This window comes from Streptomyces sp. NPDC101225, assembly GCF_044767585.1.
Lineage (GTDB): Bacteria > Actinomycetota > Actinomycetes > Streptomycetales > Streptomycetaceae > Streptomyces.
Map to the genome: position 1 here is coordinate 143015 of NZ_JBIWOE010000017.1, position 18796 is coordinate 161810.

An 18796-nucleotide genomic window follows, 5' to 3' on the forward strand; every position below is an offset into this window, starting at 1 on the left:
TCTGCGGCTGTGAGTGGTACTTCCCCAGCTCTTCAGCCTCCCGCCGACGCGGTGCGACCCGTGCGGCACCCCGACGCCCCCGCGCCCGGCGAGCCTCTCGGTGCCCACTACGAACAGTGTTTCGGGTGTGGCGGCGAGCAGCCCCACGGACTGCACCTGGAGGCGCGGGCCGGCGAGGGCGTCACGGTCACCGCCGAGTTCACGGTGCAGCCCGCCCACCAGGGCGCTCCCGGGCTCGCGCACGGCGGTGTGCTCGTGACCGCGCTCGACGAGACCCTCGGCTCGCTGAACTGGCTGCTGCGGACGATCGCCGTGACCGGACGGCTGGAGACCGACTTCGTCCGGCCGGTTCCGGTGGGCACCACCCTGCATCTGGCGGCCGAGGTCACCGCGGTGGCGGGCCGCAAGATCTACTCGACCGCCACCGGCCGTGTCGGCGGCCCGGACGGGCCCGTCGCGGTCCGCGCGGACGGCCTGTTCATCGAGGTCAAGGTCGACCACTTCGTCGACAACGGCCGCCCGGAGGAGATCCGCGCCGCCATGAGCGACCCCGACCGGCAAAGGCGCGCCCGCGCCTTCGAGGTGAACCCGTGAGCCGCACCCCCCGTCCCGGGCTCGACGTGCAGATCCGCCGCGTCGATCCGGACGTACCGCTTCCGACGTACGAGCACCCCGGCGACGCGGGAGCCGATCTGCGCACCACCGAGGCGTGCGAACTGGAGCCCGGTGAGCGCGCGGTGCTGCCCACCGGGGTGTCTGTCGCGCTGCCGGAGGGGTACGCGGCCTTCGTGCATCCTCGATCCGGTCTGGCCGCCCGGTGCGGTGTCGCCCTCGTGAATGCCCCGGGGACGGTTGATGCCGGGTACCGTGGGGAGATCAAGGTGATCGTGGTGAATCTCGACCCGCGCGAGGCCGTGCGGTTCGAGCGCTTCGACCGGATTGCCCAACTGGTCGTCCAGCAGGTCGAGAGGGTTCGCTTCCAGGAGGTCGCGGAGCTTCCCGACTCGGCGCGGGCCGAAGGGGGCTTCGGGTCCACCGGGGGCCATGCCTCGGTGACCGGAACCAGCAGCACGAACGGTCAGGCCGCCGAGGGCGGCCGGGCGGGTGGGAATCGATACGCATCGGTCGTATCCGACCGGGAAGGACAGTGACGTGTTCGGACGTCGCAATAAGAAGGGTGCCGCCGAGGACGCGGCCGGCGAGGCCGAGCAGGTCGTCGACAGCGTCGACACTGAGGCGGACGAGGAAGAGCGCGGGCGCGTACGGCTCGAACCCGGGCCGCGGCCCGACGGTCCCTGGGACGACTCCGAGGTGCGCGACCCGGCCGAGGGCCGCGTCGACCTGGGCGGCATGTTCGTGCCCGGGGTCGACGGCATGGAGCTGCGGGTCGAGGTCGCGGGCGACGCGATCGTCGCGGCGACCGTCGTGCTGCGCGACAGCGCCATCCAGCTGCAGGCCTTCGCCGCTCCCAAGCGCGAGGGCATCTGGGGCGAGGTGCGCGAGGAGATCGGCTCCGGCATCACCCAGCAGGGTGGGATCATCGACGAGGTCGAGGGTCCGCTGGGCTGGGAGCTGCGGGCTCAGGTGCCGGTGCAACTGCCGGACGGCACGGGCGGTTTCCAGGTCGTGCGGTTCGTCGGTGTGGACGGTCCGCGCTGGTTCCTGCGCGGTGTGATCTCGGGGCAGGGTGCGGTGCAGCCGCAGGCGGCCGGCCTGCTCGAGCAGATCTTCCGGGACACGGTCGTGGTCCGCGGCGAGGGCCCGATGGCGCCCCGCGACCCGATCGTCCTGAAGCTGCCGAACGACGCGCAGATGGTGCCCGAGGGCGTGCAGCAGGAGGAGTCCTCGCGCTTCGCCGGCGGCATGGGCCAGCTCCAGCGCGGACCGGAGATCACCGAGGTCCGCTAGACACTCCGCTCGCAGAACGGATCGGGAGCCGCACCCCCAGGGGTGCGGCTCTTTCACGTGCGTGACCTCTTGACGGCGCATTGGTCCGTACTTACCGTTCCAACTCCCCGCGTCTGTTCATGAAGGCGCTTCACGTTCATGTACGAGAACGGAAGGCCCCCCACCATGCGCCGTACCGCCCTCCTCGTCGCCACCTCCACACTTGTCGTGGGCATGCTCACCTGGCCCGGTGTCCGTCCCGCGGACGCCGCCCCCGGCGCCTTCGTCCACCCCGGAGTCACCGTCTCCAGAGCGCAGCTGGACTTCGCGCGCACCGAGGTCGAGGCCGGCGCCCAGCCCTGGAAGAGCGCCTTCGACCAGATGACGGCGAGCAAGTACGCGGACCTGAACCGCACGCCGAAGCCGCGCGCGACGGTCGAGTGCGGCTCGTACTCGAATCCCAACCACGGCTGCACGGACGAGCGCGAGGACGCGATCGCCGCGTACACCGACGCGCTCGCCTGGTACATCACGCGCGACGACCGCTACGCGAAGAAGTCCATCGAGCTGATGGACGCCTGGTCCGCCGTGATCAAGGACCACACCAACAGCAACGCGCCCCTGCAGACGGGCTGGGCCGGCTCCTCCTGGCCCAAGGCCGCCGAGATCATCAAGTACACGTACACCGGGACCTGGGCGAACTCCGGCCGCTTCGCGGCCATGCTCCGCGACGTCTACCTCCCGGAGATCATCAACGGCTCCCACTCCAACGGAAATTGGGAGCTGACGATGATGGAGGCCGCCGTGGGCATCTCCGTCTTCCTGGACGACAGGGCGTCGTACGACAAGGCCATGGCGACGTTCCGCACCCGTACGGCCGCCTATGTGTACCTGGCCTCCGACGGCGACCTGCCGAAGACCGTGCCGGGCCAGCACCTCGACACGAAGGCGAAGATCGTCAGCTACTGGCAGGGGCAGTCCACCTTCGTCACCGGGCTCACCCAGGAGACCTGCCGCGACCTCACCCACACGGGCTATGGCATCTCCTCGCTCTCGCACGTCGCCGAGACCAGCCGGATCCAGGGCCAGGACCTCTACGGCACCGACGTCGGCGAGCGGCTGCGGCAGGCGCTCGGCTTCCAGTCCAAGTACCAGCGGGGCGCGGCGGTCCCGGGCTGGCTGTGCGGCGGATCGCTGAAGCTCGGGCTCGGGCCGGTCACCGAGGTCGGCTACAACGCCCTGCACAACCGCCTCGGCATCGCGATGACCAACACCCAGGCGCTGACCGAGCGGCAGCGCCCGGCCGGCAGCAACAACCTCTTCGTCGCCTGGGAGACCCTCACCCACGGGGACAATCCGAACTGACCGGCCGCCGACGGACCACGCGCCCGGTGGCGGCTGCGGCCCTCCCGGGCGCGATCACGAGCGCGCCGCCGGGGGCGCCCCCGGCCACGCCCCGGCGAGGACGGGCTCCTCGCCCCGCGCCGCGACCACGCCGGCCTCGGGTCGAGTCCCGCGGACCCCGTCCCGGTCCGCGCGGCCACCGAGCCGGTCGGCCGGGACCCGGAGCCGGGCGACGGGGAGATCGCCGGGCGCCGGTCCGCCGGGCCCGTCAGAGAAGTGTCAAAGACGTCACTTACCCCGCCCCTCGTCCCTTTTGCCCGGTGCGCCGGCCGTAGGGTCGACGCTGCGTGCACCGCGCGGAACGGGAAGACAATGGGGGCCATGGGACGCGGCAAGCTTCGGATCTACCTCGGTGCGGCACCGGGCGTCGGCAAGACGTACGCCATGCTCGCCGAGGCGCACCGGCGCGTGGAGCGGGGCACCGACTGCGTCGTGGGCTTCGTCGAGCACCACGGCCGGCCGCGCACCGAGGTGATGCTGCGCGGCCTGGAGCAGGTGGCGCGCAGGGAGCTGGAGTACCGCGGCGCCGTCTTCACCGAGATGGACGTCGACGCCGTGCTCGACCGGGCCCCGCGGGTGGCCCTCGTGGACGAACTCGCGCACAGCAACGTCCCCGGCTCCCGCAACGGCAAGCGCTGGCAGGACGTGGAGGAGCTGCTCGCCGCCGGTGTCGACGTCGTCTCCACCGTCAACATCCAGCACCTGGAGTCACTCGGCGACGTCGTCGCGTCGATCACCGGGGTGCGGCAGCGGGAGACGGTGCCCGACGAGGTGGTACGGCGGGCGGACCAGATCGAGCTGGTCGACATGTCGCCCGAGGCGCTGCGGCGGCGCATGGCGCACGGCAACATCTACCAGCCCGACAAGGTCGACGCGGCCCTGTCCAACTACTTCCGGCCCGGCAACCTCACCGCGCTGCGAGAGCTGGCGCTGCTGTGGGTGGCCGACCGGGTCGACGAGTACCTGCAGCAGTACCGCAGCGAGCACCGGGTCTCCCGGATCTGGGGCTCGCGCGAGCGGATCGTGGTCGGCCTGACCGGCGGACCCGAGGGCAGCACCCTCATCCGGCGGGCCGCGCGCCTGGCCGAGAAGGGCGCCGGCGGCGAGGTGCTCGCCGTCTACATAGCCAGCAGCGACGGGCTGACGGCCGCCTCGCCGAAGGAACTGGCCGTGCAGCGCACCCTCGTGGAGGACCTGGGCGGCACCTTCCACCACGTCGTCGGCGACGACATACCGGCGGCCCTGCTCGCCTTCGCGCGCGGGGCCAACGCGACCCAGATCGTGCTCGGCGTCTCCCGGCGCAAGAGCTGGCAGTACGTCTTCGGGCCCGGCGTCGGCGCCACCGTGGCCCGGGACTCCGGACCCGACCTCGACGTCCACCTGATCACTCACGGCCAGGCGGGAAAGGGGCGCGGGCTGCCGGTGTCCCGCGGGGCACGGCTCGGCCGGTCCCGGATCATCGCCGGCTGGGCGGTCGGCGTGATCCTTCCGGCCGTCCTCGCGGTGCTGCTCGTCACCGTCCACCTGGGCCTCGCCAACGACATGCTGCTGTACCTGGCGGTGACGGTCGCGGCGGCGCTGCTCGGCGGCCTGCTGCCCGCACTGGCCTCGGCGGCGGTGGGCTCCCTGCTGCTGAACTACTTCTACACACCGCCGCTGCACCGCTTCACCATCGCCGACCCCAAGAACATGGTCGCCATCGCCGTCTTCGTCGGCGTCGGCGCCGCGGTCGCCTCGGTCGTCGACCTCGCCGCCCGCCGCACCCACCAGGCCTCCCGGCTGCGCGCCGAGTCGGAGATCCTGTCCTTCCTCGCGGGCAACGTGCTGCGCGGCGAGACCGGTCTGGAGGACCTCCTCGAACGGGTCCGCGAGACCTTCGGCATGGAGTCCGCGGCCCTGCTGGAGCGGGCGGGCGACCGCGACCCGTGGACCTGCGCGGGCCGCGCCGGACTCGGGCCGGCGGGCGGGCGGCCCGAGGACGCCGACGTGGACGTGCCGGTCGGGGACCACCTGGCGCTGGCGCTCACCGGCCGCGTGCTGCCCGCCGAGGACCGCCGGGTGCTGGCCGCGTTCGCCGCCCAGGCCGCCGTCGTGCTGGACCGCACGCGCCTTCGGGAGGAGGCCCAAACGGCCCGTGCGCTGGCCGAGGGCAACCGCATCCGTACGGCGCTGCTGGCCGCCGTCAGCCACGACCTGCGCACCCCGCTCGCCGGGATCAAGGCGTCGGTGTCGTCCCTGCGCTCGGATGACGTGGCGTGGTCCGAGGAGGACCGGGCGGAGCTGCTGGAGGGCATCGAGGAGGGCGCCGACCGGCTCGACCACCTCGTGGGCAACCTCCTGGACATGTCCCGGCTGCAGACCGGCACGGTCACCCCGCTGATCCGCGAGGCCGACCTCGACGAGGTCGTACCGATGGCGCTGGTCGGCGTGCCGGAGGGCAGCGTCGGCCTCGAGGTGCCGGAGACGCTGCCCATGGTCGCCGTCGACCCGGGGCTGCTGGAGCGGGCGATGGCCAACCTGGTCGAGAACGCCGTGAAGTACAGCCCGCCCGGCGAGGCGGTCCTGGTCGCCGCGAGCGCCATCGCCGACCGGGTGGAGGTCCGGGTCGTCGACCGCGGCCCCGGCGTCCCCGACGAGGCCAAGGAGCGCATCTTCGAGCCCTTCCAGCGCTACGGCGACGCGCCGCGCGGGGCCGGCGTGGGCCTCGGCCTCGCCGTGGCGCGCGGTTTCACCGAGGCCATGGGCGGCACCCTCGACGCCGAGGACACACCCGGCGGCGGCCTCACGATGGTCCTCACCCTGCGTGCGGCGGCCTCGCACGCGCCGGAGCCTCCCCACCCCGCGGAACCCGAAAGGCAGACCACATGGTGAGCCCGACCGGGGGCGTCCCCCAGGCCCCCACCAGGGTGCTCGTCGTCGACGACGAGCCGCAGATCGTCCGTGCCCTCGTGATCAACCTCAAGGCGCGCAGGTACGAGGTCGACGCGGCACACGACGGCGCGAGCGCCCTCCAGCTCGCCGCCGCCCGCCACCCCGACGTGGTCGTCCTCGACCTGGGACTGCCCGACATGGACGGCGTCGAGGTGATCAGGGGGCTGCGCGGCTGGACCCGGGTGCCGATCCTGGTGCTGTCCGCGCGGCACACCTCCGACGAGAAGGTCGAGGTGCTGGACGCCGGCGCCGACGACTACGTCACCAAGCCCTTCGGCATGGACGAGCTGCTGGCCCGGCTGCGGGCCGCGGTCCGCCGGGCCGAGCCGGTCGGCGCCGGCGAGGACGACCTGACGGCCGTGGAGACCGAGGAGTTCACCGTCGACCTGGCCGCGAAGAAGGTCAACCGGGGCGGCAGGGACGTACGGCTGACCCCCACGGAGTGGCATCTGCTGGAGGTGCTGGTGCGCAACACGGGACGCCTGGTGAGCCAGAAGCAGCTCCTGCGGGAGGTGTGGGGCCCGTCGTACGGCACGGAGACGAACTACCTCAGGGTGTACATGGCGCAACTGCGCAGGAAACTCGAGGCGGACCCCTCGCACCCCAGGCACTTCATCACCGAGCCGGGCATGGGCTACCGGTTCGAGCGCTAGGGCCGCGGGTACGTAGCCGTCAGTGCACCCCGGTACGCTTCAAGACATGAGTGCTGTTCCTCGTTCCGAAAAGCCGGTGGGCCGGTTCCGGCGCATGCTCGACCGGCTCTCCTCTTCGCAGGAGGACCTGGAGTCCGAGGAGCTGCGGGAGGACACCGAGACAGCGGGCTGCACCCGGATCGGTGACTGCCACGACCGACAGATCGTCACGGTTACTGGTACCTTGCGCACGGTCACCCTGCGGCCGCGTGCGGGCGTCCCGGCCCTGGAGGCCGAGTTGTTCGACGGCTCCGCCGCGCTCGACGTGGTGTGGCTCGGGCGGCGCTCCATCGTCGGGATAGAGCCGGGGCGCAGACTGATCGCATCAGGCCGGGTCTCGATGAGCCGGGGCCGCCGGGTGCTGTTCAATCCGAAATACGAACTGAGACCCCTCGGACGGGAGTAGCCGGTGACGTCGCTCGACAAGCCGACCGAAGACACTCAAGCCGACGACACGCGGACGGTGACGGAGGCCGCCCTGTTCGAGGCGTTCGGCGGAGTGCGGGGCATGGTCGAGACGGTGCTGCCCGGCCTCCTCTTCGTCACCATCTACACGATCAACAAGGACCTGCACTGGTCGGCCATCGCCGCCCTCGTGGTGTCCCTGGCGCTCGTGGTGGTCCGTCTGGCCATGCGGGACACCGTCAAGCACGCGTTCAGCGGGGTCTTCGGCGTCGCCTTCGGTGTCGTCTTCGCGATGATGACGGGCAACGCCAAGGACTTCTACCTGCCGGGCATGCTCTACACGCTGGGCCTGGCGCTGGCGTACATCGTCACGACGCTGAGCGGGGTCCCGCTCCTCGGGCTGATCCTCGGTCCCGTGTTCAAGGAGAACCTCTCCTGGCGCACCCGCAACCCGGGCCGCAAGAGGGCCTACGCCAAGGCCAGTTGGGCCTGGGGGCTGATCCTGCTCGGCAAGTGCGCGATCCTCTTCCCGCTGTACTGGTGGGCGAACACCGCGCAGCTGGGCTGGGTCCTGGTCGCCCTCAAGATTCCGCCGTTCCTGCTGGCCGTGTGGCTGACCTGGGTCTTCCTGGCGAAGGCGCCGGCGCCGATCGACGTGTTCGCGGAGATGGAGGCGGAGGAGCGGGCCGAGAAGGAGCGGGCCGCCGCCGCGGGGGTCGAGGCGGCCGGGGGGCGGCACCGCCGGGACGCGTAGACCCCGCCGACGTCATGCGCTCCACCACGACGAGGGGCGCCCCGCACGTGCGGGGCGCCCCTCGTCGTGGCCGGGAACGCGGTGGCGGGCCGGGTCAGCCCGTCGTGTCCTGCCTGCGCAGCGACAGCAGGTCCTCCAGCTGCTCCTCCCTGGCCTGGGCGGCCACGAAGAGCAGCTCGTCGCCCGCCTCCAGGGAGTCCTCCCTGGAGGGCGTCAGGACGCGGGTGCCGCGGATGATGGTGACCAGGGAGGTGTCCTCGGGCCACGCCACATCGCCGACCTGGGTGCCGGCCAGGGCCGACTCCTCCGGCAGCGTCAGCTCCACCAGGTTCGCGTCACCGTGGCTGAAGCGGAGCAGGCGGACCAGGTCGCCGACGCTCACCGCCTCCTCGACCAGGGCGGACATCAGACGGGGGGTGGAGACGGCGACGTCGACGCCCCAGGACTCGTTGAAGAGCCACTCGTTCTTGGGGTTGTTGACGCGGGCCACGACGCGCGGGACGCCGTACTCCGTCTTGGCGAGGAGCGAGACGACCAGGTTCACCTTGTCGTCGCCCGTCGCGGCGATCACGACGTTGCAGCGCTGGAGCGCCGCCTCGTCCAGCGAGGTGATCTCGCAGGCGTCGGCGAGCAGCCACTCCGCCTGTGGGACACGCTCCACCGAGATGGCGGTCGGCGTCTTGTCGATGAGCAGGACCTCGTGGCCGTTCTCCAGCAGCTCGCCCGCGATCGAGCGGCCGACCGCACCGGCACCGGCAATGGCGACCCTCATCAGTGCCCACCCTCCTCGTCCGGGCCCTTGGCGAAGGACGCCTCGACCGTGTCGACCTCGTCGGTGCGCATCATCACGTGCACCAGGTCGCCCTCCTGCAGCACCGTCTGGGAGGTGGGCAGGATCGCCTCGCCGAGCCGGGTCAGGAACGCCACGCGGACGCCCGTCTCCTCCTGCAGCCTGCTGATCTTGTGGCCGACCCAGGCGGCGGACGCGTGCACCTCGGCGAGCTGGACGCCGCCGGTGGGATCGCGCCACAGGGGCTCGGCGCCCGAGGGGAGCAGCCGGCGCAGCATCTGGTCGGCCGTCCAGCGCACCGTCGCGACGGTGGGGATGCCGAGGCGCTGGTAGACCTCGGCACGGCGCGGGTCGTAGATGCGGGCGGCGACGTTCTCCACACCGAACATCTCGCGGGCCACGCGCGCGGAGATGATGTTCGAGTTGTCGCCGCTGGACACGGCGGCGAAGGCGCCGGCCTCTTCGATGCCCGCCTCACGCAGGGTGTCCTGGTCGAAGCCGATTCCGGTGACCCGGCGGCCGCCGAATCCGGGGCCGAGGCGGCGGAAGGCCGTGGGGTCCCGGTCGATCACGGCGACCGTGTGCCCCTGCTGCTCCAGGGTCTGGGCAAGAGCGGAACCCACTCTTCCGCAGCCCATGATGACGATGTGCACGACCGTCCTTCCGGTGTCAAGAATCACTGCTCAGCCCGATCAGGGTCTCAGACCGACGCCCAAAGCTACACACCAGCGGGGAGACGCAGGCACCCCTGTGCACGGTTGCCGCGCGGCGTGTGAGGTCAGCGGCGGCTGATGCTGCGGACGCTGGCGAGTGTCAGGATTCCGAGGCCGACGAGGGCCGCCGCGGCGCCGATCAACTCTGCGGTGGCGTGCATGGAACCTCCGGGGAACGGCAACAGGGCGACGACGGCGGTGAGTAGAGCGATGAGTGGAGCGGTGCTTGTCATATAGGCATGACGCGACGGCGGGCCGCGGAATCCGCAGCCGTGGCCCCGCCGTTTTCACCCGGAGGGCAGATCCGCGGGCGGCGGTTCCCGGTTCCCGCGCGATCGAGGGTGGGGGAGGTGGTTCGGCGCGCGTTCGAACGCCTACGATTACCTGTTGTGTCCAAACTGACCGACGTGCCCAAACGGATTCTGATCGGGCGCGCACTGCGCAGCGACCGGCTCGGCGAAACGCTCCTGCCGAAGCGCATCGCCCTCCCCGTCTTCGCTTCCGACCCGCTGTCCTCGGTGGCGTACGCCCCCGGCGAGGTCCTGCTGGTCCTGTCCATCGCAGGCGTGTCGGCGTACCACTTCAGCCCCTGGATCGCGCTCGCGGTCGTGGTGCTGATGTTCACCGTGGTCGCCTCCTACCGGCAGAACGTGCACGCCTACCCCAGCGGCGGCGGCGACTACGAGGTCGCGACCACCAACCTGGGCCCCAAGGCGGGCCTGACCGTGGCCAGCGCCCTGCTCGTCGACTACGTCCTCACCGTGGCCGTGTCGATCGCGTCCGGCATCGAGAACCTCGGCTCGGCGATCCCCTTCGTGGTCGAGCACAAGGTCTTCTGCGCGGTCACCGTGATCGTGCTGCTGACCCTGATGAACCTGCGCGGCGTCAAGGAGTCCGGAAAGCTCTTCGCGATCCCGACGTACGTGTTCGTCGGCGGCGTGTTCATCATGGTCGCGTGGGGCGCCTTCCGCGGTCTGGTGCTCGGCGACACCATGCGGGCACCGACGGCGCAGTACACCATCAAGGCCGAGCACCAGGGCCTCGCCGGATTCGCCCTGGTCTTCCTGCTGCTGCGGGCCTTCTCCTCCGGCTGTGCCGCGCTCACCGGCGTCGAGGCGATCTCCAACGGTGTGCCGGCCTTCAGGAAGCCCAAGTCCAAGAACGCGGCGACCACGCTCGCGATGATGGGCCTGCTCGCCGTCACCATGTTCTGCGGCATCATCGCCCTCGCCCTGGCGACCAAGGTCCGCATGGTCGAGAACCCGGCCACCGACCTGCTCGAGCACGGTGTGGGCGTCGGCTCCGGATATGTGCAGAACCCGGTGATCACACAGGTCGCCGAGGCCGTCTTCGGCAAGGGCAGCTTCTTCTTCGTGGTGCTCGCCGCGGCCACCGCGCTGGTGCTGTTCCTGGCCGCCAACACCGCCTACAACGGCTTCCCGGTGCTCGGCTCGATCCTTGCCCAGGACCGCTACCTGCCCCGCCAGCTGCACACCCGCGGCGACCGCCTCGCCTTCTCCAACGGCATCGTACTGCTGGCCGGCGCGGCGACCCTGCTCGTCGTCATCTACGGCGCCGACTCGACCCGGCTCATCCAGCTGTACATCGTCGGCGTGTTCATGTCCTTCACGCTCAGCCAGACCGGCATGGTCCGGCACTGGAACCGCCATCTGGCCGTCGAGAAGGACCCCGCCCGGCGCAGCCACATGGTCCGCTCGCGCGCCATCAACACCTTCGGCGCCTTCTTCACCGGCCTGGTGCTGGTGGTCGTCCTCGTCACCAAGTTCACGCACGGCGCCTGGGTGGCGCTGCTGGGCATGTGCATCTTCTACGCGACGATGACGGCCATCCGTAAGCACTACGACCGGGTCGCCTCCGAGATCGCGGCCCCCGAGGGCCCGAGCGAGGACAGCGTGCGGCCCTCCCGCGTGCACTCGGTCGTCCTGATCTCGAAGATCCACCGCCCCACGCTGCGCGCCCTCGCCTACGCCAAGCTGATGCGCTCGGACACCCTGGAGGCGCTGACCGTCAACGTCGACCCGGCGGAGACGAAGGCGCTGCGGCAGGAGTGGGAGCGGCGCGGCATCGACGTACCGCTGAAGGTGCTGGACTCGCCGTACCGCGAGATCACGCGCCCGATCATCGAGTACGTGAAGGGGCTGCGCAACCAGTCGCCGCGGGACGCCGTGTCCGTGATCATCCCCGAGTACGTGGTGGGCCACTGGTACGAGCACCTGCTGCACAACCAGAGCGCGCTGCGGCTGAAGGGCCGGCTGCTGTTCACGCCCGGTGTCATGGTCACCTCGGTGCCCTACCAGCTGGAGTCCTCGGAGGCCGCGAAGGTGCGGGCCCGCAGGCGGCAGGACTGGAGCGCGCCGGGTTCGGTGCGGCGCGGTCCCGCCCAGTCCGGCCGCCCGAAGGAGCACACCGGCAGCCAGGGCTGAGGCTCGCCGGTCAGCGGCCGGACGACACCCACGTAGACTGGTGGGCTGTTGTCCGGCCGTTTCGCATCCGACGTTGTGGAGTCACCCCGCCATGCAGGCAGAACCGAAGAAGTCGCTGGTGGGGGAGGAGTACGAGGTCGAGGTCGGACCCGTCGCCCACGGCGGGCACTGCGTCGCCCGCACCCCCGAGGGCCAGGTCCTGTTCGTCCGGCACGCGCTGCCCGGCGAGCTGGTCGTGGCACGGGTCACCGAGGGCGAGGAGGGCGCACGGTACCTGCGCGCGGACGCGGTCGAGATCATCAACGCCGCCAAGGACCGCATCGAGGCGCCCTGCCCCTACGCCGGTCCCGGCCGCTGCGGCGGCTGCGACTGGCAGCACGCCAAGCCGGGCGCACAGCGCCGGCTCAAGGGCGAGGTCCTCGCCGAGCAGCTGCGGCGGCTCGCGGGCCTCACGCCCGAGGAGGCCGGGTGGGACGGCACGGTGATGCCCGCCGAGGGCGACAAGCTGCCCGCGGGTGAGGTACCCGCCTGGCGCACGCGCGTGCAGTACGCGGTGGACGCCGCTGGGCACGCCGGTCTGCGCCGCCACCGCTCGCACGAGGTCGAGCCGGTCGACCACTGCATGATCGCCGCCCCCGGGGTGAGCGAGCTGGGCATCGAGAAGCGCGACTGGAGCGGCATGGCCTCCGTCGACGCGATCGCGGCGACCGGTTCGCAGGACCGCCAGGTGATCCTGACGCCGCGTCCGGGCGCCCGCCTGCCGATCGTGGAGCTGGACAAGCCGGTGTCGGTGATGCGCGTCGGGGAGAAGGACGGCGGGGTGCACCGTGTGCACGGCCGTCCCTTCGTCCGTGAGCGCGCGGACGGGCGCACCTACCGGGTCGGCAACGGCGGCTTCTGGCAGGTCCACCCGAAGTCGGCGGACACCCTGGTGACCGCCGTGATGCAGGGCCTGCTGCCGCGCAAGGGCGAGACGGCGCTCGACCTGTACTGCGGCGTCGGCCTGTTCGCGGGCGCGCTCGCCGACCGGCTCGGCGAGCGGGGCGCGGTGCTCGGCATCGAGTCCGGCAAGCGCGCCGTGGAGGACGCCCGGCACAACTTGGAGGGCTTCGACCGGGTGCGCATCGAGCACGGCAAGGTGGAGGCCGTGCTGCCGCGCACCGGCATCACCGAGGTCGACCTCATCGTCCTGGACCCGCCGCGGGCGGGCGCGGGCCGCGACACGGTGGCGCACCTGGCCTCCCTCGGCGCACGCAGGATCGCCTACGTCGCCTGCGACCCGGCCGCGCTCGCCCGGGACCTGGCGTACTTCCGGGACGGCGGCTACCGGGTGCGCACGCTGCGGGCGTTCGACCTGTTCCCGATGACCCACCACCTGGAGTGTGTCGCCATCCTCGAACCGGCCGCGAAGGGCTCCTGAACGGCGGTTTTGTCCGTGCGCATCAGGCGCGGTGCGGGCGTTGCGGGCGGTAGGGCCTCGGGTCACGGCCCGTTTCCCCGCTGACCCGATCGTCTGGCTTCCGTGCGTGTTGGACCGGGCACGTCGGACAGTCCGCCGGCACCGGGCTAGCGTCGACCGGCATGGGACGTGGAAGCAGCGGAGGTGCCGCGCCGGCGGTCGGGTCGCCTGCCAGGGGATTGCCTCTGGCGATCGTCCTCGGGCTCTCCCTCGCCTTCACCGTCACGGTGGTCGACCCGTTGGTCCTCAGCCTGAACCTGGCCCAGGTGGACCGGGCCCTGCAGGTGCCGCCCCAGGCCGTCGGTCTGCTGAGCGGCGCCGCGACGCTGGTGATGGCCGCCTCCGTCCTCGCCGCGGGCAGCCTCGCGGACACCGTGGGACTCAAGCGGATGCTGATGCGGGGACTGGTGGTCGTCACGGTCGTCAACGTGCTCTCCGCGTTCTCCCCCGGCTACGGATTCCTGCTGGCGATGCGGTTCCTGGACGGGCTGGGGATGACCATGCTGCTGGGGGTGTCGCTGGCCCTGCTGAAAGTGTCGGTGACCGAGGAGCAACGGCCGGCGGCCATCGGTGTCCTGATGGGCGTCGAGATGGCCCTGTGCGGGGTGATCCCCGCGTTCACGGGCTGGGCGGTGGCGGCCGTCGGCTGGCGGTTCCTGTTCCTGATCGCCCCTGCGCTCGCCCTGGTCTCGCTGTGGCTGACGGCCCGGTATGTGCCGCCGACCCCCGCTCAGCAGGGGCGCCCCGTGGACGTGACCGGTGTCAGCCTGATCGGAGCGGCCCTGCTGACCTTGGTCGTCGGTCTCGCCGCGGCGCAGAACGGCGTCTCCCGGCCTCAGACCTGGGTACCGCTGGTGATCAGTGCGGTCGCCGTCGTGTTCTACGTGCTGCATGCCCGCCGCACCGCCCAACCCGCGCTGGATCTGGCGCTGTTCCGCAGCGCACCGTTCGGTGTGGCCCTGGCGGCGGCCCTCACACTGAACTTCCTGGGGGTCGGGCTCAGCCTGGTTCTGGGGCAGTTCGGCAGCGTGGTGCTGAGGCTGTCCCCCGAGAAGATCGGCCTGTTGTACCTGCCCGGCACGCTTCTCGTCGCCGGCGCCGTGATCCTGGCCGGGCGTCTGGTCGGGAAGCACAGTCCCCGGCCGGTGATGGTCACCGGTCTGCTCGCGATGGCGGCGAGCGGTCTGCTGCTGGCCGGCACCGTCAGCCCCACGATGGCGCTGTGGCTGCTCGTACTGGCCACATGGCTGACCAACCTGGGGGCGCTGGTCACCTCCACAGCGGTGTCCGAGACGGTCCTCGCCCAGGCACCGCCGGGGCGGTCCGGCACGGTGGCCTCCGTGCAGATGGCTTTCGGGATGACCGGCTCGGCACTCGGGCCCACCGTCTACCTCCTGCTCTTCAACTTCTTCTTCCAGCGGCGCTGGCTGGCGGACGCGCAGTCACGCGATCTGTCCGTGAACGAGGCTCAGCAGGCCGTGGATGCCGTACGCAGTGCGATGGCACAGAACGTCGGCGGCGGCGTCTACGATCCGAACCTGCTCCGTCAGGCTTCCGGACTCCACCTCGGGCTGGACTTCACCCAGGCGCTGCAACGCACCATGCTGCTGGTCAGCTTCCTGCCGCTCATGGTGGCGGGACTGGCTCTGGTGCCGCTGCCACGCCGCAGGACGCCCCGGTAGGGGGCGGCCGCACCGGGGCCGCGCTCCGTCGGCGGCGTGCGGCAGCGGGAGCCGGCACGAGGCGGCGGGCGCGGTGTCCTGGCACGGCCGCTGATGAACACGTCCCGGTTCCGCCGCGTCGAGTCCGGGTGCGGGCGGATGCCGGCCGCCGGGGCCGCGGGTGTTCCCTGCGTTCCCAGTGGCCTGGACCTTCCGCAGCGCGGTCTCCCGCGTGAACGGCGGGCGATCTGGGGCCATCGTGACGGCCGGCATCAGCGGCGACCCGGCCCCGGCCGCCGACGCGGGCAGCGAGCCAAGAACCGATCTGGCCTCGTGTTCCCCGTTGCTCGCCCGGGCCGGCCTCGCTCCGATGACTGAGGCGTGATCGTCGTCGTCGCGGATGCCTCCGGGCCGCTCGCGGCGCTCGACTCCGCCCACCCCGAGTACCAAGCGTCGAACGAAGCCGTCATGGCTCCTGGCGATGTCCCCGCCGCTGCTCGCGGAGATCGACCACGTCGCCACGCGCGAGCTCGGTCGTGCAGCGGCGTTCAGTGCGGTCGACGACATCCGTCATGGGGTGCGACGAGGTCGTGTCGTTCTGCCCGAGATCACGGAGGGCCATCCGGGTGTCGCCCGGTCGGTACGCGCCCGGTATCGCGACCTGGGCCTGGACCTCGCGGACGCGGCGAGCGTGGCCATAGCCGCTGAGTACGACACCGACGCGGTACTGACCTGCAGTTTCCCGGATGCGGTTCCGGTGACACCGTTCCGATGACCCGCCACCTGGAGTGCGGGGCGATCCTGGAGCCGGCGGCGAAGCGTTCCTGACCCGCTCTCGGTCCGGGGATCGCGATTTCGGCGGTGCCGTCGGTCGTGCCGGAATGCGCCGGGTATGTCATGCGGTAGGTATGCGCGCACGGCGTCGAATTCGACAGGGAATGGCATATTCGGCACGTCGCTGAGCTGCTCGAACTCCGGCCGGCCGGGAACTTCCGGATGGCCGCCGTGGCGCGGCGTCTCTGGGTCGGACGCGACCGCTGACGGCGGCCGCCGGCCCGCTCACGCGGAGCGCAGGCTGCGCGGTGTCTCGCCCGTCCATCGCCGCAGGGCGCGGTGGAAGGAGGTCAGTTCGTCGTATCCGACGAGGAACGCGATCTCGGTGCTCGACAGGGTGGAACGTCGCAGGTACGCGCGCGCCAGCCGTTCCCGGGTCTGGGCGAGGACCATCTGGAAGGACGTGCTCTCCGCCTCCAGGCGGCGCTGCAGGGTGCGCGGGCTGGTGGCCAGCTCGAGTGCCACGTCGGCGAGCGTGCGACGCCCCGCCGGCAGGCAGGTCAGCAGGGCCGCGTGCGTGCGGTCGGCCCAGGTCGCGGACTGTTCGAGATCGTGCAGACTCCGGCGCAGCCCCGTCTCCAGGTGCTCCCACATGCCGGTGCGCACGCCGGTCACGAACGGGCGGCGCATGTCGTACGGGGAGAAGACCACCTCGGCGCGGCGACCGCGGACGAACCGGGCGCCGTCGAGGAAGTCCGCCACGGCGGTCTGGTCGTCCGGCGGGTCCGGGACCGTGATCCGCACCGGCCCCACCCGGGCTCCTGTCGCCAGCCGTGCGAAGGCCACCCAGAAGAGCAGCTCGAACCGCTCCAGCACGGCGGGCGGGTTGAAGGGGTCCCGCGGTCGCAGCGCGATCCGCAGGCCCGCATCGGTGCGCACGTCCAGGGTCACCGGGTAGATGAGCCGCTTGTAGACGGCGATGCGCTGCGCCGCCTGTGCCAGGTCGCGGCTGGCCAGCCCGGCGAAGAGGGGGGCGTCGAAATGGTCGGCCGACACCGCAGAGGCGGCCGCGACGGCGAAGTCGGGGCCGGGATACAGGGTGTCGGCCGCCTCCCACAGCGCGAAGTAGCCCTCGGCGCCGATCCGGGCCCCCGGACGGTGCAGCAGGTCCGCCGGCAGATGCGCCTGCCGTAGCAGGGCGTCCGGGGCCAGGCCGAGGGCGGACAGGACGCGGTGCCATCCCGGGGCGAGGGAGTAGGTCGACACGGCGCTACGCGCGGGCGCCGACCGCGTCCCGCTCGACGAGCTGCTCGAACATGTCCTCCATCGACTCCTGGAGCGGCCGGTAGACCATGCCGAGCTCCCGGCGGCTCTTGCCGTTGTCCGCGTGCCATTCCACGCCGACGTTCCGGCTGACGAAGGTGCGGGTGAGCCCGGCGCTCGGCGCCGCCAGCCAGACCAGGGGCTTGGGCAGCGCACGCCGGGGGAGCGGGAAACGGTCCCCGAAGCGCGGCAGCAGCACCCGGGAGAGTTCGAGCAGGTCCGTGTCGTGGCCGGAGAGGATGTGGCGGCCGTGGGCGTCGGGCTGGTAGGCCGCGGCGATGTGCGCGCGGGCCAGGTCGCGGACGTCGACCACGCCGAGCCCGGCCCGGGGGGCGCCCCGGCGCATGGTGCCGTCGCCCAGCTGCCGCACGATGGAGAAGCTTTCGGACGTGGGCCGGGCATTGACCGAGGGCCCGATGACCAGGGACGGATTGACGACGACGAGCCGCCAGCGGCTCTGCGCGTCGGCGATGTCCCAGGCGGCCCGCTCGGCCAGCAGCTTGGAGTAGCTGTAGGGCTGGTGGTCCAGCGAGGCGGTGGTGTTCCAGACGTCCTCGGTCAGCCGTCCGTCCGGGGCGGCGGCGCAGTCGGCGGCGTCGGTGTAGATCGCGGCGCAGGAGGAGGTCAGGACGACGCGCTGCACCGAGGGGGTCGCGTCGGCGCTCTGCAGGACGGTACGGGTGCCCTGGACGGCCGGATCCACCAGCTCGCGCTGCGGATCCTCCACCTGGGTCGTGAACGGCGACGCGGTGTGGAACACGATGCGGCAGCCCCCCATCGCATCGGTGTAGGAGCCCTCCGCGAGCAGGTCCGCGGCGAAGAACTCGATGGCACCCGGCGACAGCTCCGCGAAGTCCACGAGGTGCTGGATCTTGGCAGTGTCGTGCGGGTCGCGCACCGCGGCATGCACCGTGACACCTGCGTCGAGGAGTCCCTTGACGAGCCACCCGGCGACGTATCCGGTCGCGCCGGTGACCAGGACGGGGGCGGACGTGTCCACGGGGATGCCGGTCAGGTCTGGTTCTTCGTGCATGTCTCGACCGTACGGCGCCACGGCGGGCATTTCTTGTCGGATCACGCCAAGCGTCGCCGCCGCCCCCCGCCGCGTGATCGCGAGAAAGATCACGCCTGGTCGGGCGGTATTGGCCATGTTCGCGACACGCGATACCGTCGATGCGATATCGACGAGGGCAAGACGGAAGCCGGTGGGAATCCGGCACGGTCGCGCCACTGTGTGCCGCAGCCTCGCAAGGGCGGCGGCGAGTCAGACCCGTAGCCCTCGTCCTGTGCACCATCGAAAAGGGACGCGAACTCCCGGAGAGGCACTGCCATGGCGCAGCATGTCGCGCAGCCGACTGCCACCACTCCCACCCTCCCCGCCAAGCTGCCGATCGGCGCGATCGCCCCGTGGGCGGTCTTCTTCGGCATCCTGATGCTGGTCCTGCTGTACTTCGTCGGCGCCGAGCAGGGCGCCACCTCCGTCCTCTCCGGCTCGGACGTCCACGAGTGGGTGCACGACGCCCGCCATCTGCTCGGTTTCCCCTGCCACTGACGCGAGG

Annotated in this window: 18 protein-coding genes and 1 riboswitch; of the genes, 13 read left to right on the forward strand and 5 right to left on the reverse strand. The window is 71.6% G+C overall.

Features of this window, described 5'->3' with window-relative positions; translation table 11 throughout:
* Nucleotides 1–9: 9 nt before the first annotated feature.
* The 8 genes from ACIRPX_RS23885 to ACIRPX_RS23920 all read left to right on the forward strand — a co-directional run bounded on the left by ACIRPX_RS23885 (nt 10) and on the right by ACIRPX_RS23920 (nt 8073).
* Complete coding sequence (locus ACIRPX_RS23885) at nt 10–594, forward strand: PaaI family thioesterase (RefSeq protein WP_404198007.1); 585 nt, start codon at nt 10–12, stop codon at nt 592–594.
* Nucleotides 591–1151, forward strand: coding sequence for a dUTP diphosphatase (dut, locus tag ACIRPX_RS23890; RefSeq protein WP_404198010.1), 561 nt, complete (start codon nt 591–593; stop codon nt 1149–1151). The genes ACIRPX_RS23885 and dut overlap by 4 nt, the downstream gene beginning before the upstream one ends.
* Nucleotide 1152: 1 nt before the next feature.
* Nucleotides 1153–1908 (forward strand): DUF3710 domain-containing protein, encoded by a 756-nt coding sequence (locus ACIRPX_RS23895; RefSeq protein ID WP_384265374.1) that lies wholly within the window; start codon nt 1153–1155, stop codon nt 1906–1908.
* A gap of 165 nt (nt 1909–2073) precedes the next feature.
* A complete protein-coding gene (locus tag ACIRPX_RS23900) occupies nt 2074–3252 on the forward strand; it encodes an alginate lyase family protein (RefSeq protein WP_404198120.1) in 1179 nt (392 codons plus the stop codon).
* A 360-nt stretch (nt 3253–3612) separates the two neighbouring features.
* Nucleotides 3613–6162, forward strand: coding sequence for an ATP-binding protein (locus ACIRPX_RS23905; RefSeq protein WP_404198013.1), 2550 nt, complete (start codon nt 3613–3615; stop codon nt 6160–6162).
* Nucleotides 6156–6875, forward strand: coding sequence for a response regulator (locus ACIRPX_RS23910; RefSeq protein WP_404198016.1), 720 nt, complete (start codon nt 6156–6158; stop codon nt 6873–6875). Before ACIRPX_RS23905 ends, ACIRPX_RS23910 begins: the two co-directional genes overlap by 7 nt.
* A 46-nt stretch (nt 6876–6921) precedes the next feature.
* Entirely contained in the window at nt 6922–7320 is a 399-nt protein-coding gene (locus ACIRPX_RS23915) for an OB-fold nucleic acid binding domain-containing protein (protein ID WP_404198019.1), read from the forward strand.
* Nucleotides 7321–7323: 3 nt separating this feature from the next.
* Nucleotides 7324–8073, forward strand: coding sequence for a DUF3159 domain-containing protein (locus ACIRPX_RS23920; protein ID WP_404198022.1), 750 nt, complete (start codon nt 7324–7326; stop codon nt 8071–8073).
* 94 nt (nt 8074–8167) lie between these two features.
* Here the strand turns inward: ACIRPX_RS23920 and ACIRPX_RS23925 are convergent, their stop codons facing one another.
* The 3 genes from ACIRPX_RS23925 to ACIRPX_RS23935 form a co-directional block, all read right to left on the reverse strand.
* On the reverse strand, nt 8168–8845 hold the full coding sequence (locus ACIRPX_RS23925; protein ID WP_404198024.1) for a potassium channel family protein: 678 nt from the start codon (nt 8843–8845) through the stop codon (nt 8168–8170).
* Nucleotides 8845–9516 carry a potassium channel family protein gene (locus ACIRPX_RS23930; RefSeq protein WP_404198027.1) on the reverse strand — a complete coding sequence of 224 codons (672 nt, stop codon included), beginning with the start codon at nt 9514–9516 and terminating at the stop codon, nt 8845–8847. Before ACIRPX_RS23930 ends, ACIRPX_RS23925 begins: the two co-directional genes overlap by 1 nt.
* A 125-nt stretch (nt 9517–9641) precedes the next feature.
* A complete protein-coding gene (locus ACIRPX_RS23935) occupies nt 9642–9809 on the reverse strand; it encodes a hypothetical protein (RefSeq protein WP_404198137.1) in 168 nt (55 codons plus the stop codon).
* 156 nt (nt 9810–9965) lie between these two features.
* On the opposite strand from ACIRPX_RS23935, the gene ACIRPX_RS23940 reads away from it, so the two are divergent.
* The 4 genes from ACIRPX_RS23940 to ACIRPX_RS23955 all read left to right on the forward strand — a co-directional run bounded on the left by ACIRPX_RS23940 (nt 9966) and on the right by ACIRPX_RS23955 (nt 15915).
* Nucleotides 9966–12020, forward strand: coding sequence for an APC family permease (locus tag ACIRPX_RS23940; RefSeq protein ID WP_404198030.1), 2055 nt, complete (start codon nt 9966–9968; stop codon nt 12018–12020).
* A 91-nt stretch (nt 12021–12111) separates the two neighbouring features.
* Nucleotides 12112–13440: a class I SAM-dependent RNA methyltransferase gene (locus ACIRPX_RS23945; RefSeq protein ID WP_404198032.1), complete on the forward strand. Its 1329-nt coding sequence runs from the start codon at nt 12112–12114 to the stop codon at nt 13438–13440.
* Between the two features lie 161 nt (nt 13441–13601).
* Nucleotides 13602–15161: an MFS transporter gene (locus tag ACIRPX_RS23950; protein ID WP_404198034.1), complete on the forward strand. Its 1560-nt coding sequence runs from the start codon at nt 13602–13604 to the stop codon at nt 15159–15161.
* 460 nt (nt 15162–15621) lie between these two features.
* On the forward strand, nt 15622–15915 hold the full coding sequence (locus ACIRPX_RS23955) for a VapC toxin family PIN domain ribonuclease (protein WP_404198037.1): 294 nt from the start codon (nt 15622–15624) through the stop codon (nt 15913–15915).
* 284 nt (nt 15916–16199) lie between these two features.
* On the opposite strand, the gene ACIRPX_RS23960 is transcribed toward ACIRPX_RS23955, so the two are convergent.
* Together ACIRPX_RS23960 and ACIRPX_RS23965 are read right to left on the reverse strand one after the other, a co-directional pair.
* On the reverse strand, nt 16200–17180 hold the full coding sequence (locus ACIRPX_RS23960) for an AraC family transcriptional regulator ligand-binding domain-containing protein (RefSeq protein ID WP_404198040.1): 981 nt from the start codon (nt 17178–17180) through the stop codon (nt 16200–16202).
* A gap of 4 nt (nt 17181–17184) precedes the next feature.
* Nucleotides 17185–18270, reverse strand: coding sequence for an NAD-dependent epimerase/dehydratase family protein (locus tag ACIRPX_RS23965; protein ID WP_404198042.1), 1086 nt, complete (start codon nt 18268–18270; stop codon nt 17185–17187).
* A gap of 164 nt (nt 18271–18434) precedes the next feature.
* A riboswitch (cobalamin riboswitch) is annotated at nt 18435–18507 on the forward strand.
* A 60-nt stretch (nt 18508–18567) separates the two neighbouring features.
* Here ACIRPX_RS23965 and ACIRPX_RS23970 point away from each other — a divergent pair.
* A complete protein-coding gene (locus ACIRPX_RS23970) occupies nt 18568–18789 on the forward strand; it encodes a CbtB-domain containing protein (protein WP_404198045.1) in 222 nt (73 codons plus the stop codon).
* Nucleotides 18790–18796 lie beyond the last annotated feature (7 nt).